We start from the raw sequence: 18319 nt of genomic DNA on the forward strand, positions 1-18319 counted from the left end.
ACCCGTCTAGCGCGGTCCGGCGCCGCGCGCATCCGCCTTTTTGGTGCGGAGCGTCGCAGGGGCGGCGGCGGGATCGTCGGGCCAGGGATGCTTGGGATGGCGACCGCGCATCTCCTTGGCGACGGAGGCCCAGCTTCCCGTCCAGAATCCGGGCAGGTCGCGCGTGGTCTGGATCGGGCGCCCGCCGGGCGAGAGCAGGCTGAGGACGAGGGGCACGCGGTCGGTGCCGACCACGGGGTGGACGGCGAGGCCGAACAGCGCCTGGGGACGGAGCTCGACGCGCGGGCCACCCTCCGCCAGCCAGTCGATCGGGTGACGAGACCCGGCGGGGCTGACGAAGTCGGGCGGGGCGAGCGCGTCGAGCCGGCGCTGGCCGTCCCGGCCGAGCAAGGCGCGTAGCGCGTCGGTCAGCGCGGCGGGCGGTAGCTGGTCGAGGCGGCGGCGGCCGGCGAGCAGCGGGGCGAGCCATTCGTCGAGTCGCGCGAGCAGCGTCGCGTCGTCCAGGCCGATCCCGGCAAAGGTGCCGCGCGTCCGCAGCTCGGTCGCCGAGGCGGGCCAGGGCAGGAGCGCGAGGCCGTGGTCGCGGACGCCTTGCCCCAGCGCGGTGGCGACCGCCGCCGGATCGGCGTCGCCGTCGGGACCGGTGGTCAGGCGCAGGCTGCCCAGGCGCCGTTCGCGCCGCGCCTGGACCGCGCCGGTGGCGGGATCGAAGGCGAGCGTGCGGCGGAGTTCGATGCGGTCGGCGAACAGCGTCTCGACCTCGGCTTGCGTGATCGGCGCGGCGGCGAGGATACGGGCGCCGGCGGCCGACCCCTGCGTCTCCGCGACCGCCAGCCAGTCGGCGCGGGCGAGCGCGGCGGCGGCGTCGAGGCGGAAGCCGCGTCCGCCGACCGAGGCCCAGTTCTCGCCCGAGGCGTCCCGGCGGCGCGCGACGCGGTCGGGATAGGCGAGGGCGAGGCAGATGCCGATCTTGCTTCCAGATTCACCGTATCCCGTCCACCCACCCCCGACCCCTCCCTTTCCAGGGAGGGGAGATGTGAGACGTTCCCAGCGCTCGGCTAGCTTGCGCGCGGCCTGGGCCTTGGCGCCGCGATCGGTGTGCCAGCGGCGCAGGCGTGTTTCCAAGTCCGCGTCGGGGCCGCCGAGTCCGCGTTCGGCGAGGAGCACGGCGGCCCGGGCGGCGGTGTCGGCGAGGCCGAGCGCGCCCGCGCGCAGCAGCATATGGGCGAGGCGGGGCGGCATGGGGAGCGCGGCGACCGCGCGGCCGTGCGGGGTGGGACGGTGGTCCGCGTCGATCGCGCCCAACGTCGCCAGGCGGGAGCGCGCCTCCGCGACCGCGGCGGCGGGGGGCGGGTCGAGCCAGCGCAGGTCGCGCGGGTCGAGCACGCCCCAGATCGCGGTCGCCAGGGTCAGCGCCGACAGATCGGCTTCGAGGATCTCGGGCGGGTCGAAAGCGGCCAAGCCAGCGGTCGCCGCCTCCTCCCACAGGCGATAGGCGACGCCGGGCCCCTGGCGCGCGGCGCGGCCGGCGCGCTGGACGGCGGCGGCCTGGCTCGCCCGTTCGGTGTGGAGGCGGGTCAGCCCGGCGGCGCGGTCGTAGCGGGGGCGGCGCGCAAGGCCCGAATCGACCACCACGCCGATACCGTCGAGCGTCAGGCTGGTTTCCGCGATCGCGGTGGCGAGGACGAGCTTGCGACGGCCCTGCGCGTCGGGCGCCACGGCGGCGCGCTGCGCGGCGGGGTCGAGCTGGCCGTGGAGGCGGTGGAGGACGATGTGGTCGGGCAGGCCGGCCAGCCGCTCCGCCACGCGCTCGATCTCCGCGACGCCGGGGAGAAAGGCGAGAATGCCGCCCGCGGTCTCGGCCAGCGCGCGGCGGATCGCCCCGGCGACCGAATCCTCGATCCTGAGCTCGGCGGCGCGGCCGAGGTGGCGCAGCTCGAGCGGGTAGCTGCGGCCCTCGCTCTCGATCAGCGGCGCGTCCCCCATCAGCGCGGAGAAGCGCGCGCCGTCCAGGGTGGCGGACATGGCGACGAGGCGCAGGTCTGGGCGGAACCCGCCCTGCGCGTCGAGCGCGAGCGCGAGGCCGAAATCGCCGTCGAGGCTGCGCTCATGCACCTCGTCGAACAGCACCGCCGACACGCCTGCCAGTTCCGGGTCGGCGCCGATGCGGTTGGCGAAGACGCCTTCGGTCAGGACGGTGACGCGGGTCGCGGCGGAGCGTTTCGAATCGAGGCGGGTGGCATAGCCGAAGGTGCGCCCGACCGGCTCGCCCGCGAGGGCGGCCATGCGCTCGGCGGCGGCGCGGGCGGCGAGGCGGCGCGGGGAAAGGAGCAGGATCTCGCCGGCGCACCAGGGCTCGGCGAGCAGGGCGGGGGCGATGGCCGTGGTCTTGCCCGCACCGGGCGGAGCGACGACCACCGCATTGGGGCGATCGCGCAGGGCGGCCAGGAGGTCGGGGAGAACCTGTTCGATCGGCAGGATGGCGGTCATGGAGATCGTAACTTCACTGGAAGTTCAGGCGAAACGGTCGATTCCGGTTGCGAACGAGTAGCGATAGCGGGTTCGCCGACGGACATGATCCGCTCTTGTCAGAAGCGGGGCTTGTAGGACAGCCTGCGCGACGGTGCCGCGCGGGGCGGTGGCCGGGAGGTGGCGATTGAGCGCGCATCACGATCATCATGCCCATGGCCATCATCACGGGCCCGCCGACCACGACCGCGCCTTCGCGATCGGGATCGGGTTGAACATGGCCTATGTCGTCGCGGAGACGGGAGCGGGGCTGTGGACCGGATCGGTCGCGCTGCTGGCGGATGCGGGACATAATCTGTCGGACGTGCTGGGGCTGGCGGTCGCCTGGGGCGGGGCGGCGCTGGCGCGGCGGCCCGCATCGGGTCGGTACACCTATGGGTGGAAGGGGTCGACGATCCTGGCGGCGCTGCTCAACGCGGTGCTCCTCATGGTCGCGTTAGGCGCCATCATTTGGGAAGGGGCGCGGCGGCTGGCGGAACCCGCGCCGGTGATGGGCGGGGTGGTCGCGGGGGTGGCGGCGGTCGGCATCCTCGTCAACGGCGCGACCGCCCTGCTGTTCGCGCGGGGGCGGCACGGCGACGTCAACGTCCGTGGCGCCTTCCTGCACATGGCGGCGGACGCGGCGGTGTCGGCGGGGGTGGTCGTCGCGGGGCTGGTAATCTGGCGCACGGGCGCGCTATGGATCGACCCGCTGTCGAGCCTGGTCATCGCGGCGCTGATCCTGTGGCGGACGGGCGGGCTGCTGCGCGAGACGGTCGAGATGGCGCTCCATGCGGTGCCGCGCGGCATCGACCCCGAGGCGGTGCGGGCCGCGCTCATGGCGATGAAGGGGGTCGCCGGGGTCCACGACCTGCATATCTGGCCGATCTCGACCACCGAGCCGGTGCTGACCGCGCATCTGCTGATGCCGGGCGGGTCGCCGGGCGACGGCTTTCTGGAGGAGGCGCGCGGGGTGCTGCGCGACCGGTTCGGGATCGGCCATGCGACCTTGGAGGTGACGGTGGGGCAGGTGGAGGCGTCGGCACTGTTGAGCAATCATCCCGCGTCCGGTATCGATCGATGATGCAGACGCATGTGACGCCCCCGGCACATAGCGTCTTGGACGAGCTGCGGCTGGAGCCGGGCTATGTCGTAAAGGCCAAGCTCGCGCTCCGTATTCAGAAGACGATCGCGGAAATGGGACTGACGCAGCGCGAGGCCGCGGCGATGATGCCGATCTCGCAGCCCAAGCTGTCGCTGCTGACCCGGGGCAAGCTCGACGACATCAGCCAAGTCAAGCTGGAGGAATGTCTGCGGGCCTTAGGGCACGACATCGAGGTGGTGATCGAGCCGCGTCATGGTGGGGCGGGGCGGATCGAGGTTCGCGAGGCGGCTTGATCCGGGGCTAGGCCGGATCGACATTCATCCGAGCCGTCGGGCGGGTATCGTCGTCGGCCGAAATGTTCACGCGAAGGCGCAAAGGCGCGAAGAAGACTCGGGCCGCACGGAGGCGCGGAGGATGCCGGGATTTACCGATTATCGGGCGCGCTCAAGCCGCGATGCCGTTCGCCTTCCATCTTCGCGGCTTCGCGTGAACCTCGTCACGACACCATGCCGAATGTCGATCGGTCCTAGCACGACAACGGCAAAGCCGCCGTCGTGACGTCGAACGGGATCGGCTGCGCCGACCCGTCGGCCGAGCCGGGCCTTGCGCGTCGCGCAACTTAGCGGGCCTGGCCGCTAATAGGCCCGGCTGACCGCGAACTCCACAGCCTCGACCATCGCGTCCTTGGCCCGACCTCCGCCGAACCCCGCAATCGCGTCGATCGCGCGCTGGCCGTAATGGCGCGCGCGGGCGAGCGTGTCGTCGACGGCGCGGGACTTGCGGACCAGGTGGACCGCGTGAAGGAAATCCTCGTCGGAGGCGCGGCGGCCCTCGACCGCGTCCTTCCAGAAGCGGCGCTCCTCGGCGTCGCCGCGCGCGTGCGCCAGGATGACGGGGAGCGTCATCTTGCCTTCGCGGAAATCGTCGCCCGCGTCCTTGCCCATCACCCCCGCCTCGGAGACATAGTCGATCGCGTCGTCGACGAGCTGGAAGGCGATGCCCAGGTTGCGGCCATAGGCGTCGAGCGCGCGCTCCTCCGTTTCCGGGCGCTCGGCGACGACGGCGGCGATGCGGCAGGCGGCGGCGAAGAGCGCGGCGGTCTTGGCGCCGATGATGTCGAGATAGCGGTCCTCGCCGATGTCGATCCGCCGCGCGGCGGTGAGCTGGTTGACCTCGCCCTCCGCGATCACCGCCGACGCGTTGGACAGGATCTTGAGGACGGTCAGGCTGCCGTCCTCGACCATCAGCTCGAAGGAGCGCGAGAAGAGGAAGTCGCCGACCAGCACGCTGGCGGGATTGCCCCAGATGATGTTGGCGGTGCGCTTGCCGCGCCGCAGGTCCGAGCCGTCGACCACGTCGTCGTGGAGAAGGGTCGCGGTGTGGATGAACTCGACCGCGGCGGCGAGCCGGTGGTGGCGGGTGCCGGTATAGCCGATCAGCCGGGCCGAGCTGAGCGTCAGCATGGGCCGCATCCGCTTGCCCCCGCCCGCGATCAGATGGCCGGCGAGTTCGGGGATGAGCGGGATTTCCGACTGCATCCGGTCGAGGATGACGGTGTTGACCGCGTTCATGTCACCCTGGACGAGCGCCATCAGGGGATCGAGCGAGGGCTGGCCCGGGCGGAGGCGGTGAACGGCGGCGGTCATGGCGTGGCCGCGATGTGGCGGGCGCGGGCGGCGAACGCAAGCCTTGCGCGGTGCACGCGCACGGGCGCAAAGCGCATGCGAGTGTCATGTGTCACCGGGAGGGACGGGATGAGCGACGAGCTGTTGCGCGGATATCGCCGGAGCATCGACAATATCGACGCGGCGCTGGTCCACCTGCTCGCCGAGCGGTTCAAGGTCACGCAGGCGGTCGGGCGCCACAAGCGCGAGGCGGGGCTGCCCGCCGCCGATCCCGGCCGCGAGGAGGCGCAGATCGCGCGGCTGCGGCGGCTGGCGGAAGAGGCGGAGCTGGACCCGGCCTTTTCCGAGGCGTTCCTGCGCTTCATCATCGAGGAGGTGATCCGCCACCACGAGCGGATGCGGGGGTGATGTTTTCTCCTCCCCCGCCAGGTGGGGGGGGACCGCTCGACGTCGGGGAGTCCTCTCCCTCCACCACTCGCGTGAAGAACGCGAGCGGTCCCCCTCCCCCTGGCGGGGGAGGAGAAAGGGAAGTCACACCATGCGTTCCGCCGCCAGGCGTTCCAGGATCGACAGCGGCATCGCGCCCTCCTTGATGAGCGCGTGGAAGCGTTTGGCGTCGAAGCGCGGACCCATCGCCTTTTCGGCGTTCCGGCGCGCGCGGACCCAGGCCATGTGGCCGACCTTGTACGAACAGGCCTGGCCGGGCTGGGTGCAGTAGCGCTCGACCTCGCGCTGCGAGCGGGGCTCGGCGAAGCCGGTCGTGTCGACCATGTAGCGCGTCGCCCGTTCGCGGCTCCAGCGTTTGGTGTGGATGCCGGTGTCGACCACCAGCCGCGCGGCGCGGAACAGGAAGCTCTGGAGATAGCCGGCGCGCTCCAGCGGGGTCTTGTAGGCGCCCAGTTCGGCCGCGACCTCCTCGGCATAAAGCGCCCAGCCCTCCGTATAGGCGCCGAAGAAACCGATCTTGCGCAGCGTCGGGATATCCTTGGACAGCTGCGAGGTCGAGATCTGGAGGTGATGCCCCGGATCGCCCTCGTGATAGGTGAGCGCGGGCAGGCTGTATTTGGGCCAGTCGCCCGTGTCCTTCAAGTTGATGAAGTAGATGGCGGCGCGCGACCCGTCGAGCGCGGCGCGGCGGTAATAGCCGTTGGACGCACCGTCCTGGATCTCGACGGGCACCGCGCGGATTTCGAGCGGCTGGTTCGGCAGCTCGGAAAAGGCGCGCGGCAGGCGGGTGGTCATGTCGCGCACCCCCTCGTTGAGCGAGGCGATCAGCGCGGCGCGGCCTTCCGCGGTGTTCGGATAAAGCTGGTCGGGGCGCTTGTTGAGCTGGGCGAGCCGCTGGCCGACGCTGCCCTGGGTCAGCCCCTCGGCGCGCAGGATCGTGTCGAGTTCGGCGCTGATCTGCGCGACCTGTTCGAGGCCCATCTTGTGGACCTGATCGGGGGTGAAGTCGGTGGTGGTCGCCTGTCTGAGCGCGGCGGCGTAGATCGCGTCGCCGCGCGGCACCCGCCAGACGCCGTCGCCCGCCTGGGTCTTGCCCATGAGGTCGCGGATCAGCGCGATCTGGCGGTCGAGCGCGGGGTGGACCCGCGCCTCGACGATGCGCGCGGCGCGGCCGGCCCAGTCGCCCGCGACATTCTTCGCGGCGGCGCGGCGCGCGAGCGAGGTGACCATGTTGCTGTCGCGCGCGGGCACCCCGCGCAGCTTGGCGATCTGGCCCAGGGTCAGCTCCAGCGACCAGGCCGGCGCGACATAGCCGCGCGCGGCGTCGGCGCGCTGCACCTCGATATCCTGGTCGAGCACGCGCGCGAACTGGTCGAGCCGCGCCAGATAGGCCTCCGCGTCGGCGCCGTTCTCGATCGTGTGGGTGTCGTTGAGGAAATCGGGGGTCTCGAAATAGGCGCCGCCCTGCTGGAAGATACGATAAGGGCGGATCACCGAGTCGAGGCCGAACTCGCCCGACGCGACGGTGCCCGCGCGCAGGCCGTAAAGCACGATCTCGCGGTTGAGGGCCGCCGCCGGGGTCAGGCCGGCCGCGGGGAACCGGTCCAGCTCGGCCAGCCAGCGTCGCGTGCGGGCGAGATCGGCGGCGCGCTCGGCCAGCGAGGCGTCGTCGAGACGGCTCTTGAGCCCGGCGCGGGCACCCTTGTCGAGGCCCAGCCCGGTCGCGAATTCGGGGCTCTGGTCGACCGTGTCGTCGAAGATGCGCTGGAACAGCGCGTTCAGCCGCGCATCGGGGCTGCCCTGCGCGGAGACCTGCGCGAGAGCGACCTTGCCGAGACACAGGGCGGCGGCGGTTCCCGACAGGACGAAGGTACGACGATCCATGAACAAGCTCTCCGATTTTCTATCGGACGGCTTGTTCCACGCGGAGAAGAGGGTGGCAACCGCGCTCAGGCGGCGACGAGGTCGCTCGCGGTGGCGTCGGCCAGGCTGGTGCCGTCGAGGATGCGCGCGGTCTCGTCGCGCACCCGCATCATGGCGACGCGGATGGCGCAATCGGCCTCCGACTTGCAGTCGAGGCAGCGGCGATACGCGGTGCGGCTGACGCAGGGGACGAGCGCGAGCGGCCCTTCGATCACGCGGATGATCTCGCCCATCGAGATGAGGTGAGAGGGCTTGGCGAGGCGGTAGCCGCCCATCTTGCCGCGGGTGCTAAGCAGGAACCCGGCCTCGCGCAGATCGGCGAGGATGAGTTCCAGGAACTTGCGCGGAACGGTGGCGCCGGCGGCGATCCGCGTCATCGCCACGGGCGCGCAGCCGGCCGGCTGTTCGGCGAGGAACAGCATGGCGCGAAGCGCGTAGCGGGAACGCTGGGTCAACATCCACGATCCTTTAAACCCGCAAGATGGCAGGGAAAAGGCGGGAATTGCGGCGCGGGCGATCCTGCCCTATATCGACGGGTGCCGGGTTCGCCCGGCTATGGCGATAAAATATTGCGTGAACTAGGCGCAGCGGACCCGGGGGCAGTACCCGGCGGCTCCACCAGGTGAGCCGCTAAGCCAGCACGCTATCCAAGCGTGCCGGCCGAGCGGCTCAGCTAGAGGGGCCGAACTAGGATCGACGTGTGTTGAAAGGCGCAGTTTTCGCTCGGAATGGGACCACCGCGACGGCCCATTACACAAGTGCCAACGATAACGAAGCACTCGCGATTGCCGCGTAACCCGAACCTCACGGTTTAGGTTACATCGGACAAAAGCACGGTAGGGACCACACCGGGTAACAGAAGTGGAAACCGGCGGCCGCCGGGGGGGCCGAGCAACAGAATCCCCCCGGACTTCTCCGAGAGCTTAGGGCACCGAGCAACAGAAGCTCCCCACTCATGATCCGGCGGCGAACCCAGGCTAGTCGATCCGCCGGACCGCGAAGGCGCGGTCGGGGCCGATGGGGGCGGGGGTGAAGCGCAGCCGCCCGCCCTTCGCATCGGCGGTGAAACGGTCGACCTCGCAGCCGGTGGTCGTGTCCCAGCCGACGACCGCGCACCGGCCGTCGGCCAGACCGGGGATGGTGACGACGGGAGCGATCGGCTCGATGTCGGCGCGGACGCGACCGTCCGCGCCCAGCGCGCGACGGCGGAGCAGCCACAGGAGCGCCTGATTCCCGTCCCCGCAGGCGAAGCGGTGGAAATGGGTGGCGCCGACCGCGCCGGAGACGTTGCGCCGGGCGAAGCGCGACCAGTCGAGCAGCGGCAGGAAATCGGCCATGGCGCGCTGCGCCTCGCGCATTCCGTGGGTCAGCGTGTGCGGGCGGCGATTGGGCCAGCGCATCCCGCCGCCGACCCCGCCGGACGCCAGGTGCGCCCAGCTCATATGGCGGAAATATTCGTCGTCGAAGGGCGCGGGCAGCGTCTTCTTCTTGTCCTTGAAGCTGTGGATCGGGCCGTGTTCGGTGTCGAGAAAGGGGCGACCGTCGGTGATCTCGTTCAGGCAGTCGCGCACCACCTTGCCCATCGCGACCGCGGGCGCGACGGTATCGCGCGGATGGTCGATCGCCCCGCTGCGATAGATGTGGATCGACGCGAAATCGAGATCGGGGTGGCGGAAGATCGGGTCGGCGAGCGGGAGCTCGGGCCGCCACCAGAGTTCCGGGCCGAAGAGCGACACCGTCTGCGGATGCGCGCGGCCGTGGAGCTTCACCTCCAGCGCGCGGACATGGTGCGACAGGTCGGCGATGAATTCGGGAAAGCAGTCGGCGCTGTCGCCCGCCTGGGCCGGGTGGATCTCGTTCCACAGATCCCAGGCGAAGAGCGCCCCCGACCCGCCCCAGCGTTCGACCATGAAGCTCAGCCGCGCCTTGATCGCGGTGCGGGTATCGCCGCACAGCAGCATCCGCGAGGGATGGGCGAGCGGGCCGCCATTGGCGCGGTTCCAGGGATGGTGACGCCAGTGAAGCCACATCCAGAAGGTGTCGACGGGCGTGAGCAGGATGCGCATCCCGACGCGCTCGCACATCGCGAACAGATCGTCCCACAGGGTCACCATGGCGGGGACGAACACCCCCGCCGGCCGCTCGAAATAGCGGTGCCGGACCTGGGCATATTCGACCATCAGCCGGAGGCAGGTGACGCCGTGCGCCTTGAGATAGGCGAGATGGCGTTCGACCGCGGGAAGATCGCGGCGGCGGAACAGCCCCTCGAACTCGACCCAGGAGATCGCGTCGTTCTGGCCGATCGGCGTCCAGGGAGCGCCGTGCTCGTCGATGAAATAGGGGGCATGGGGGGCCACCCCGATCCAGGGCAGGGTCGCCGCGCGGTCGTCGCGGGCCATGGTCTAGTGGGTGGGTCCGAACATGCGCGGGCCGCCCTAGCCGATTCTGGCGAACGGGGAAGGGGTAGAAGGCTAGCCCCCGCGCATATGCGACCACAGCCAACGCCAGAAGCGCGCTTCCAGCAGCATGAGGCGAGCGAGGAAGGGCGGAGCGCCAAGCCGTTCGAGCGAGGGCGCGTCGGCGCGGCCCGAGAAAATCAGGCGGAGGGTGGCCACGAACAGCGCGCCTTCGACCAGGAGCGCGGCCGCCACGCCGACATAGCGGAGCGGGCCCAGGCGGGCGAGCAGGTGCTCGGCGGTATCGGGAACGAGCAGGCCCGCGACCCACAGGCCTGCGCAGCACAGGCCGAGCGTGCGAAGCAGGACGGCGCGGCGCGGAAGGGTCCGCCACAAGGAAGCGGCGTAAAGAGCGGGAAGGAACACGCACCAGTCGAACAGGATCGTGGCCTCGCCGATACGACCCTCGGTGCGCCAGTCGAGCGAGCCGCGCAGCCTGTGCGAAGCGAGCAGCCAGAGCGGCATGAGAAGCCAGAACCAATGGCGGCGCGCTAGCGCTGGGAGCCGCGGGACCATCAAGCCTGGCATGGAGGTTCTCCCGATCGGCCGAGCATAGCGGAACCGGTCCATCTGGCCAGAGCCGGACCCCCGTAACGCTTAACCATGCTCTAACCCGCACGGCCTATCAAGGTGACGATGAAGCGGATGCGCCTTTGGACGGCGGGAGCGGTTCCGGTCTTGCTGGCGTCCTGCGTGCCGGTCGAGACGCCGCGCGCGGTCGCAGTGGAGCGGGCGATCGTGGAGGCGCGGCCGCTGCTGGAGCGGCTGGCGCTCGAGGTGCCCGGTGCGGGGCCGGCCTCGACCCGGGCGATCGTCGTGCCGCCGCGCGCATCGGGGGCCGGGGCCGCGCCGCCGCCTTTCGTGGCGGACGCGCGTAGCGAGGACGACCGGCGCCGCGCGGCGGACTGCCTGACCGCGGCGGTCTATTACGAGGCGCGGTCGGAGGACCCGAACGGGCAGCGCGCGGTGGCGCAGGTGGTGCTCAACCGGGTGCGCGACCGGGCCTTTCCCGCCAGCGTGTGCGGGGTCGTCTATCAGGGGTCGAACCGCGCCACGGGATGCCAGTTCAGCTTCACCTGCGACGGATCGATGCGGGCGCGGCGCGAGCCCGGCGCCTGGGAGCGGGCGCGGGGCGTCGCGGAGGCGGCGCTGACGGGCAGCGTCTATGCGCCGGTCGGGTCGGCGACGCATTATCACACCACCGCCGTGTCACCCTGGTGGGCGCCGAGCCTGGCGCGGATCGGACTGGTCGGGCGCCACGTCTTCTATCGCTGGCGCGGGGCGCTGGAGCGGGCGCTGACGTTCCGCCAAGCCTATGCGGGCACGGAGCCGGGCGCGGTGGCGGGCCATGCCGCCGCCACGGTGCTGGCGCGGGTGCCGATCGAGGGCGGCGGGTCGGTGACGATCCACCGGGGAAGCGACGAGGCGGCCGGTACGACGCGCGCGGTACGGACATTGGTCGCTTCGGGGGTGCGGGTGCACCTGAACCGCGCCGCGCCGGGCGAGCAGGCGCGGCCGACGCTGGGCGCCTATGCGGTCGAGGGGGCGATCGTGTCGGAGGAGTCGGAGCCGATCTGACGCTCGCGCTGCTCGGCGGCGAACATGGCCGGGCGATCGATAGCGGGCGCCTCGGCGACGACGCGCAGGCGGTGTTCCGACGGATCGGTCGGATCGAGCACGAACATGCCCGCGTCGCGATTGGCGACGAGCCAGGCGACATGGGCGGCGTCGATCCGCTGGCCCGGAACCAGACGGGGCACGCCCGGCGGCGAGGGCGCGATGACCTCGGCGGCGATGCGGCCGGTGCAGGCCTCGTAAGCGACTTCCTCGACCTGGCCGAAATAGGCGTCGGCGCCGGGCATGGCGCGCTCGAAGCCGAGCGTGGCGATGCCGGGGAGCGCGGGGGCGGGGGGCAGGATCGCGGGATCGGCGCGCAGCCTGTCGGACAGGTCGGAGAGCGCCTTGACCAAGGTGCGGACGTCGCTCCGCCCCGTGCCGAGCGAGATGACGACCAGCAGGTTCCGGGCCTCGGACAGGCCGGTGGCGATACGATGGTGCTTGTAAAGCCAGTCGTCGGCGGCATAGCCCGCGACGCCGAGCGCGGAGAGGTCGATCAGGACTTTGGTGCGGTCGAGTTCGGTGCGGGGCTCGACCCGGTCCTGGCCATAGACGCGCAGGCCGGGGATCGCCGCGATCTCGGCGCGGGCCTGCTCGGCGAGGTCGAGCACGTCGCCCCATAATTTCGCGCCGCCGGTGGCGTGGTCGCGGCGGGTCGCGTCGAGGCTGCCGAGGATGGGCACCGACGGGCTGGTCGTCTCGAACAGCTCATAGGCGAGCGCCAGCCGCTGCTGATCGACCAGATCGCCGCGCGCCAGGAGCACCGATCCTTGCGCCAGCGAGCCCATCGTCTTGTGGAGGCTGCACACCTGGATATCGGCGCCGAGCGCCAGCGCATCGGAGGGAAGGCGCGGCGAAAAGGCGAAGGCGCCGCCCCAGGCGGCATCGACGATCAGCGGCACGCCGCGCGCATGCGCGACCTCCGCCAAGCGTTCGATGTCGCAGGCGATGCCGTAATAATTGGGGGAGACCACGATCGCTGCCTTGGCGTGGGGGTGGGCGTCGAGCGTGGCGGCGAGGGTGGCGGGGGTGACCACCGTCTGGATGTCCCAATCGGGGTCGACATCGACGGCGAGCGGCACCGCGTCGAGCCCGGCGACGAGCGCATAGCTCCATTCGGCCTTGTGCGAATTGGTCGGCAGGAGGACCGTGTCGCCCGCGCGCGCGACGGCGGCGAGCGCGGTGTGGAGGCTCTGGGTCGAGCCGCCGGTGACGAAGCGGCACAGATCGGCGCCCCAGGCGGCGGCCGCGATCTCGTGCGCGCGGTTGAGCGCCAAATCCCCCTCGGTGCGGTCCTCGACGCCCTTGACGGTCAGCAGGTCGGCCTTGAACGCCTTGGCGCCGACGAGCGCGCGCAGGCCGCGGGGCATGGCGGCGCCGCGCCCATGGCCGGGGGCGCCGAAGCCGATGACGGGATGCGCCTCGGCCTTGGCGAGCGCGTCGACGAGGGGAGCCTGGGTCTGATCCATGCGGCCCCAATCGCGCGGGCCGAGTCGCTGGTTCCCGATTCGGGGTGAGGCAGGTTACCCCGGACGCAGAAAGGGCCCGGGATCGCCCCCGGGCCCTTTCCGTTCACGCACGGGCGTGAAGCTCAGTCGCGGTCGCCGGTCAGGAAGGCGGGCGCGAATTCGGGCGCGGGGCCGTCCTCGCGATTGCCTTCGCCGCCGCCCGAACGCTCGGGACGGGGACCACGGTCGCCGCCGCCATCACGGCGGGGTCCACGTCCACCGTCGCCGTCGCGTCGGGGACCACGGTCGCGACCGCCGCCGCCTTCGCCACGGGGACCGCGATCGCCGCCGCCGTCACGGCGGGGACCACGCGGTCCACGGTCGCCGCCTTCACCCCGATCGCTTCTGGGTTCGCGCGCGGGACGGGTATCCTCCAGCTCGGCGCCGGTCTCCTGGTCGACGACGCGCATCGACAGGCGGACCTTGCCGCGCGGGTCGATCTCGAGGACCTTGACCTTGACCTCCTGGCCTTCGGACAGCGCGTCCGAAACCTTCTCGACGCGCTCGTTCCTGATCTCGGACACGTGGACCAGGCCGTCCTTGCCGCCCATGAAGTTCACGAACGCGCCGAAATCGACGAGGTTGACGACCTTGCCGTCATAGACCTTGCCGACCTCGGCCTCCTCGACCAGACCCTTGATCCACTTGATCGCGGCCTCGATCTGCGCGGGGTCGGAGGACGAGACCTTGATCACACCCTCGTCGTCGATATCGACCTTGGCGCCGGTGGTGGCGACGATCTCGCGGATCACCTTGCCGCCGGTGCCGATCACTTCGCGGATCTTCGACTTGTCGATCTGGAAGCTCTCGATGCGCGGGGCATGGGCCGACAGCTCGGTGCGGGTCTCGCCCAGCGCCTTGGCCATCTCGCCCAGAATGTGGGCCCGTCCGTCCTTGGCTTGCGCCAAGGCGGTCCGCATGATCTCCTCGGTGATGCCGGCGATCTTGATGTCCATCTGGAGCGACGTGATGCCCTCCGAGGTCCCCGCGACCTTGAAGTCCATGTCGCCCAGGTGATCCTCGTCGCCCAGGATGTCCGACAGGACGGCGAACTTGTCGCCTTCCAGGATCAGGCCCATCGCGATGCCCGAGACGGGACGCTTGAGCGGCACGCCCGCGTCCATCATCGACAGCGAACCGCCGCAGACGGTCGCCATCGACGAGGAACCGTTCGACTCGGTGATGTCGGACAGGACGCGGATCGTGTAGGGGAATTCGTCCTTGGACGGCAGCACCGGGTGCAGCGCGCGCCAGGCGAGCTTGCCGTGCCCGACCTCGCGACGGCCCGGAGCCCCGAAGCGGCCCACTTCGCCGACCGAATAGGGCGGGAAGTTATAATGGAGCATGAAATTCTCGTACGACAGGCCGTTCAGCCCGTCGATCATCTGCTCGGCGTCGCGGGTGCCGAGCGTGGTGGTGCAGATGGCCTGGGTCTCGCCGCGGGTGAACAGCGCCGAACCATGCGCGCGGGGCAGGAAATGGACCATCGCCTCGATCGGGCGCACCGTCTTGGTGTCGCGGCCGTCGATGCGGATGCCGTCGGTCAGGATCGCGCCGCGGACGATGTCGGCTTCTAGCTTCTTCACGAGCTTGAGCGACGCCAGATATTCGGCCGGGTTCTCGTGCTTGGTGGCTTCCATTGCGGTGCGGGCCTTGGCGCGCGCCTCGTTGATCGCGGTCTGGCGCTGCTGCTTGTCGCGGAGCTTGTAGGCGGCGGCGAGGTCGTCGCCGATCAGCGCCTTGAGCTTGGCCTTGACGGCGCTCGGGTCGATCTCCTGCTTGAGCTCCCAAGGCTCCTTGGCGGCCTGTTCGGCGAGCTTGATGATCGCGCCGATGACTTCGCCCGACGCCCGGTGCGCGAACATGACGGCGCCGAGCATGACGTCCTCGGACAGCTCCTTGGCTTCCGATTCGACCATCATCACCGCGTCGTGGGTGGCGGCGACGACCAGGTCGAGCTCGCCTTCCTTGATCTGGTCGAGCGTCGGGTTGAGGATGTACTCGCCGCCCTGATAGCCGACGCGCGCGCCGCCGATCGGGCCCATGAAGGGCACGCCCGAGATGGTCAGCGCGGCGGAGGCGGCGACCATGGCGAGGATGTCGGGCTCGTTCTCGCCGTCATAGCTGAGCACCTGGCAGATCACGTTGATCTCGTTCAGGAAGCCCTCGGGGAAAAGCGGGCGGATCGGGCGGTCGATGAGGCGGCTGGTCAGCGTCTCGCGCTCGGTGGCGCCGCGCTCGCGCTTGAAGAAGCCGCCGGGGATGCGGCCCGACGCGGAAAATTTCTCCTGGTAATGGACGGTGAGCGGGAAGAAATCCTGGCCCTCCTTGACCGACTTGGCGGCCGTGACGGCGCAGAGCACCACCGTCTCGCCGAGCGTCGCGAGCACCGCGCCGTCAGCCTGGCGGGCGACGCGGCCCGTCTCCAGGGTCAGCGTCTTGCCGCCCCACTCGATTTCCACTTTCTTGGTGTCGAACATGTCGTTTCCTTCACTCCGGCGGCCGGATGCCGGCCGGGGCCTGTCTGCGGACGAAGCCGGTCCGCGGCGGTTTGGAGCGCGTTGTCGCTCCCTGCCCCAAGCGCCGGATTGCGCGGGGGCGGATATGAGAAGGGCGCCGCTGGGGCGCCCTTCGGGTTTTTACTTGCGAAGGCCGAGCTTCGCGATGAGATCGAGATAGCGCTGGCCGTCGGTCTTGCGGAGATAGTCGAGCAGCGTGCGCCGCTTGTTGACCATCATCAGCAGCCCGCGGCGGCTGTGATTGTCCTTGGCATGGCCTTTGAAATGGCCCGTCAGGTTCTTGATGCGCTCGGTGATGATGGCGACCTGCACCTCGGGGGAGCCGGTATCGCCTTCCTGGCGCGAATGTTCGGTGATCAGCGCCTGCTTGCGCTCGGGAGTGATCGACATCGTGATACCTTTCAGATCAGAGGTTGAAGCCCCGGATGACGCGGACCTCCTGGGTCCTGACCTCGACCAGCGCCACCGGCGTTTCATCCAGCATCGCGAAGCAGTGGCCGTCAGCGGCGGCGATCCCGGCCAGAACGCGCCCCTGTCGGAGCGCCCCTGCCTGGTCGGGGGTGAGGGATAGAGCCGGGATGTCGTCCAGCCCCGCCCTCAGCGGCAGGAGATGATGTTCAAGCGCGCGCCCATGCCCCAGTTCGGCCAGTTCGTCCAGCGTTATCGCGGCCGACAGGTCGAACGGGCCCGCCCTGGTCCGGCGCAGCATCGTCACATGCCCGACCGTGCCGAGCGCGTGGGCGATGTCGCGCGCGAGGCTGCGGATATAGGTGCCCTTGGAGACATGGGCGGCGAGGGTGATCTGGCTTACTCCCTCTCTCGCCGTTTCGCTGCGGGAGAGCGGGAACAGGGTGAGCGCGTGGATCGTCACGTTCCGGCTGGCGAGCGTCACCGTCTCGCCCGCGCGCGCCAGGTCATAGGCGCGCTTGCCGTCGACTTTCAGCGCGGAATAGGCGGGGGGCGTCTGGGCGATCGGGCCGGTGAAGCGGGGGAGGACGGCTTTCACATCCGCGGCGGTCGGGCGCACGTCGGAGGTGGCGACCACCGGCCCTTCCGCGTCGAGCGTCGCGGTCTCCGCGCCGAAGCGGAGCGTGAAGTCGTAGATCTTGTCGCTGTCGAGCAGGCGCCCGGCGAGCTTGGTCGCCTCGCCCAGCGCGATCGGCAGCACGCCCGTCGCCAGCGGATCGAGCGTGCCGCCATGGCCGACCTTGAGCTTGGGATAGCCCCCGGCGCGCAGCGCCCGCTTGACCGCGGACACGGCGTCGGTCGAGCCGACCCCGAGCGGCTTGTCGAGGATCAGCCAGCCATGCATGCGCCTCAGCCGACCCAGCGCGCGATGTCGAGGAAGAAGCCGGTCACCGCGCGCGCCGGCGGCGCGACGATCCGCTCGACGATATTGGCGCCCGGCACCAGCATCGGCAGCAGGACGAGCAGGCCGATGAGGAACAGGAAGCCGTAGCGCCCGATCTTCGCATATTGGCGCGCTAGCGGGCGCGGGAGCATTCCCTCGACCAGATGGCCGCCGTCAAAGGGGGGCAGCGGGAGCAGGTTGAACAGCGCGAGGAACACGTTCACGACGATGAACGAGAAGAGCAGCTCGGCCGCGAAGCGCGCAGCGCCCGCGCTCTCGCCGCCCAGGCCGAAGACCAGGCCCAGCGCGACCGCGCCGACCGTGGCGAGCAGCATGTTCATCCCCGGCCCGGCGAGCGCGACGAGCATCATGCCGGTGCGCGGCTCGCGCAGGCGGCGCGCGTCGACGGGCACGGGCTTGGCCCAGCCGAAGACGGGCGCCCCCGCGATCGCGAGGCTGAGCGGGAGGACGACCGTGCCGACCGGATCGACATGGCGGACGGGATTGAAGCTGAGGCGCTTCTGATCGGCCGCGGTCGGATCGCCGAGCCATTTGGCGACCCAGCCATGCGCGACCTCGTGGAACACGATCGCGACGATGAGCGGCACGATCCAGATCGCGGCGCGGTAGAACAGGCTGTCGGGGGTCATGGACGCGATATGGGGTGGCGGGGTTCAGCCGCCTAGCGCCTCGGCGTGATGGCGACGGCAAAGGGCGAGGTAGCGCTCTTCCCCGCCGATCTCGGTCTGTGCGCCCTGCGCGACCGCGCGGCCCTGCGCGTCGACGCGCAGGTTCATCGTCGCCTTGCGGCCGCAGGTGCAGACCGACTTGATCTCAATGAGCGCGTCGGCGAGCGCGAGCAGCCGCGCCGACCCCTCGAACAGCGCGCCGCGAAAATCGGTGCGCAGGCCATAGGCGAGGACGGGGATGGCGTGGACATCGGCGATGCGGGCGAGCTGGTCGACCTGAACGGCGGTCAGGAACTGCGCCTCGTCGACGAGGACGCAGGACAGCGGCGCCTGCGCGTGGTCGGTCACCACGAGCGCGGCGAGGTCGGTGGCGGCGTCGAACATCGTCGCGGGGGCGGACAGGCCGATGCGGCTTGCGATCGTCCCTGCCGCGAACCGGTCGTCGACCGACGCGGTGAACAGCGCGGTGCGCATTCCCCGCTCCCGGTAGTTGAAGTCGGCCTGGAGGAGCGTGGTCGATTTGCCGGCGTTCATCGAGGCGTAGTAGAAATAGAGCTTGGCCATGACTTCC

General features: G+C 70.6%; 16 protein-coding genes and 1 other RNA gene. 5 read left to right on the top strand and 12 right to left on the bottom strand.

Going from position 1 to position 18319, the window contains the following annotated elements; genetic code table 11:
- Nucleotides 1-6: 6 nt before the first annotated feature.
- On the bottom strand, nt 7-2490 hold the full coding sequence (gene hrpB / locus VF592_RS04875) for an ATP-dependent helicase HrpB (RefSeq protein WP_331004490.1): 2484 nt from the start codon (nt 2488-2490) through the stop codon (nt 7-9).
- 166 nt (nt 2491-2656) lie between these two features.
- Here hrpB and VF592_RS04880 point away from each other — a divergent pair, with 166 nt between their 5' ends.
- On the top strand, nt 2657-3592 hold the full coding sequence (locus tag VF592_RS04880) for a cation diffusion facilitator family transporter (protein WP_331004491.1): 936 nt from the start codon (nt 2657-2659) through the stop codon (nt 3590-3592).
- Nucleotides 3589-3906, top strand: coding sequence for a helix-turn-helix transcriptional regulator (locus VF592_RS04885; protein WP_331004492.1), 318 nt, complete (start codon nt 3589-3591; stop codon nt 3904-3906). The genes VF592_RS04880 and VF592_RS04885 overlap by 4 nt, the downstream gene beginning before the upstream one ends.
- A gap of 342 nt (nt 3907-4248) precedes the next feature.
- Here VF592_RS04885 and VF592_RS04890 read toward each other — a convergent pair whose 3' ends face one another.
- Nucleotides 4249-5259 (bottom strand): polyprenyl synthetase family protein, encoded by a 1011-nt coding sequence (locus tag VF592_RS04890; RefSeq protein ID WP_331004493.1) that lies wholly within the window; start codon nt 5257-5259, stop codon nt 4249-4251.
- Between the two features lie 108 nt (nt 5260-5367).
- Here VF592_RS04890 and VF592_RS04895 point away from each other — a divergent pair, with 108 nt between their 5' ends.
- Nucleotides 5368-5646 (top strand): chorismate mutase, encoded by a 279-nt coding sequence (locus VF592_RS04895; protein WP_331004494.1) that lies wholly within the window; start codon nt 5368-5370, stop codon nt 5644-5646.
- 123 nt (nt 5647-5769) lie between these two features.
- Here VF592_RS04895 and VF592_RS04900 read toward each other — a convergent pair whose 3' ends face one another.
- A complete protein-coding gene (locus VF592_RS04900) occupies nt 5770-7569 on the bottom strand; it encodes a DUF885 domain-containing protein (protein WP_331004495.1) in 1800 nt (599 codons plus the stop codon).
- A 65-nt stretch (nt 7570-7634) separates the two neighbouring features.
- Nucleotides 7635-8066: an Rrf2 family transcriptional regulator gene (locus tag VF592_RS04905; protein WP_331004496.1), complete on the bottom strand. Its 432-nt coding sequence runs from the start codon at nt 8064-8066 to the stop codon at nt 7635-7637.
- A gap of 40 nt (nt 8067-8106) precedes the next feature.
- Here VF592_RS04905 and ssrA point away from each other — a divergent pair.
- Nucleotides 8107-8478: a transfer-messenger RNA gene (ssrA, locus tag VF592_RS04910) on the top strand.
- 107 nt (nt 8479-8585) lie between these two features.
- Here ssrA and VF592_RS04915 read toward each other — a convergent pair.
- Entirely contained in the window at nt 8586-10007 is a 1422-nt protein-coding gene (locus VF592_RS04915; RefSeq protein WP_331004497.1) for a hypothetical protein, read from the bottom strand.
- A 72-nt stretch (nt 10008-10079) separates the two neighbouring features.
- Nucleotides 10080-10529, bottom strand: coding sequence for a hypothetical protein (locus tag VF592_RS04920; protein WP_331004498.1), 450 nt, complete (start codon nt 10527-10529; stop codon nt 10080-10082).
- 171 nt (nt 10530-10700) lie between these two features.
- On the opposite strand from VF592_RS04920, the gene VF592_RS04925 reads away from it, so the two are divergent.
- Nucleotides 10701-11642 carry a cell wall hydrolase gene (locus VF592_RS04925; RefSeq protein WP_331004499.1) on the top strand — a complete coding sequence of 314 codons (942 nt, stop codon included), beginning with the start codon at nt 10701-10703 and terminating at the stop codon, nt 11640-11642.
- Here the strand turns inward: VF592_RS04925 and VF592_RS04930 are convergent.
- The 6 genes from VF592_RS04930 to VF592_RS04955 form a co-directional block, all read right to left on the bottom strand.
- A complete protein-coding gene (locus VF592_RS04930) occupies nt 11594-13150 on the bottom strand; it encodes an aminotransferase class I/II-fold pyridoxal phosphate-dependent enzyme (protein WP_331004500.1) in 1557 nt (518 codons plus the stop codon). The two genes, VF592_RS04925 and VF592_RS04930, sit on opposite strands and share 49 nt — an antisense overlap.
- Before the next feature lie 122 nt (nt 13151-13272).
- Nucleotides 13273-15669 carry a polyribonucleotide nucleotidyltransferase gene (gene pnp / locus VF592_RS04935; protein WP_331004501.1) on the bottom strand — a complete coding sequence of 799 codons (2397 nt, stop codon included), beginning with the start codon at nt 15667-15669 and terminating at the stop codon, nt 13273-13275.
- 159 nt (nt 15670-15828) lie between these two features.
- A complete protein-coding gene (gene rpsO, locus VF592_RS04940) occupies nt 15829-16098 on the bottom strand; it encodes a 30S ribosomal protein S15 (RefSeq protein WP_331004502.1) in 270 nt (89 codons plus the stop codon).
- A gap of 16 nt (nt 16099-16114) precedes the next feature.
- The gene (gene truB / locus VF592_RS04945; RefSeq protein WP_331004503.1) at nt 16115-17020 is read right to left on the bottom strand and encodes a tRNA pseudouridine(55) synthase TruB; all 906 of its coding nucleotides are present in this window, start codon (nt 17018-17020) and stop codon (nt 16115-16117) included.
- Nucleotides 17021-17025: 5 nt separating this feature from the next.
- Nucleotides 17026-17709 carry a site-2 protease family protein gene (locus tag VF592_RS04950; RefSeq protein ID WP_331004504.1) on the bottom strand — a complete coding sequence of 228 codons (684 nt, stop codon included), beginning with the start codon at nt 17707-17709 and terminating at the stop codon, nt 17026-17028.
- Between the two features lie 24 nt (nt 17710-17733).
- The gene (locus tag VF592_RS04955) at nt 17734-18312 is read right to left on the bottom strand and encodes a thymidine kinase (RefSeq protein ID WP_331004505.1); all 579 of its coding nucleotides are present in this window, start codon (nt 18310-18312) and stop codon (nt 17734-17736) included.
- Nucleotides 18313-18319: the final 7 nt, after the last annotated feature.

This window comes from Sphingomonas sp., from assembly GCF_036388435.1.
GTDB lineage: Bacteria > Pseudomonadota > Alphaproteobacteria > Sphingomonadales > Sphingomonadaceae > Sphingomonas.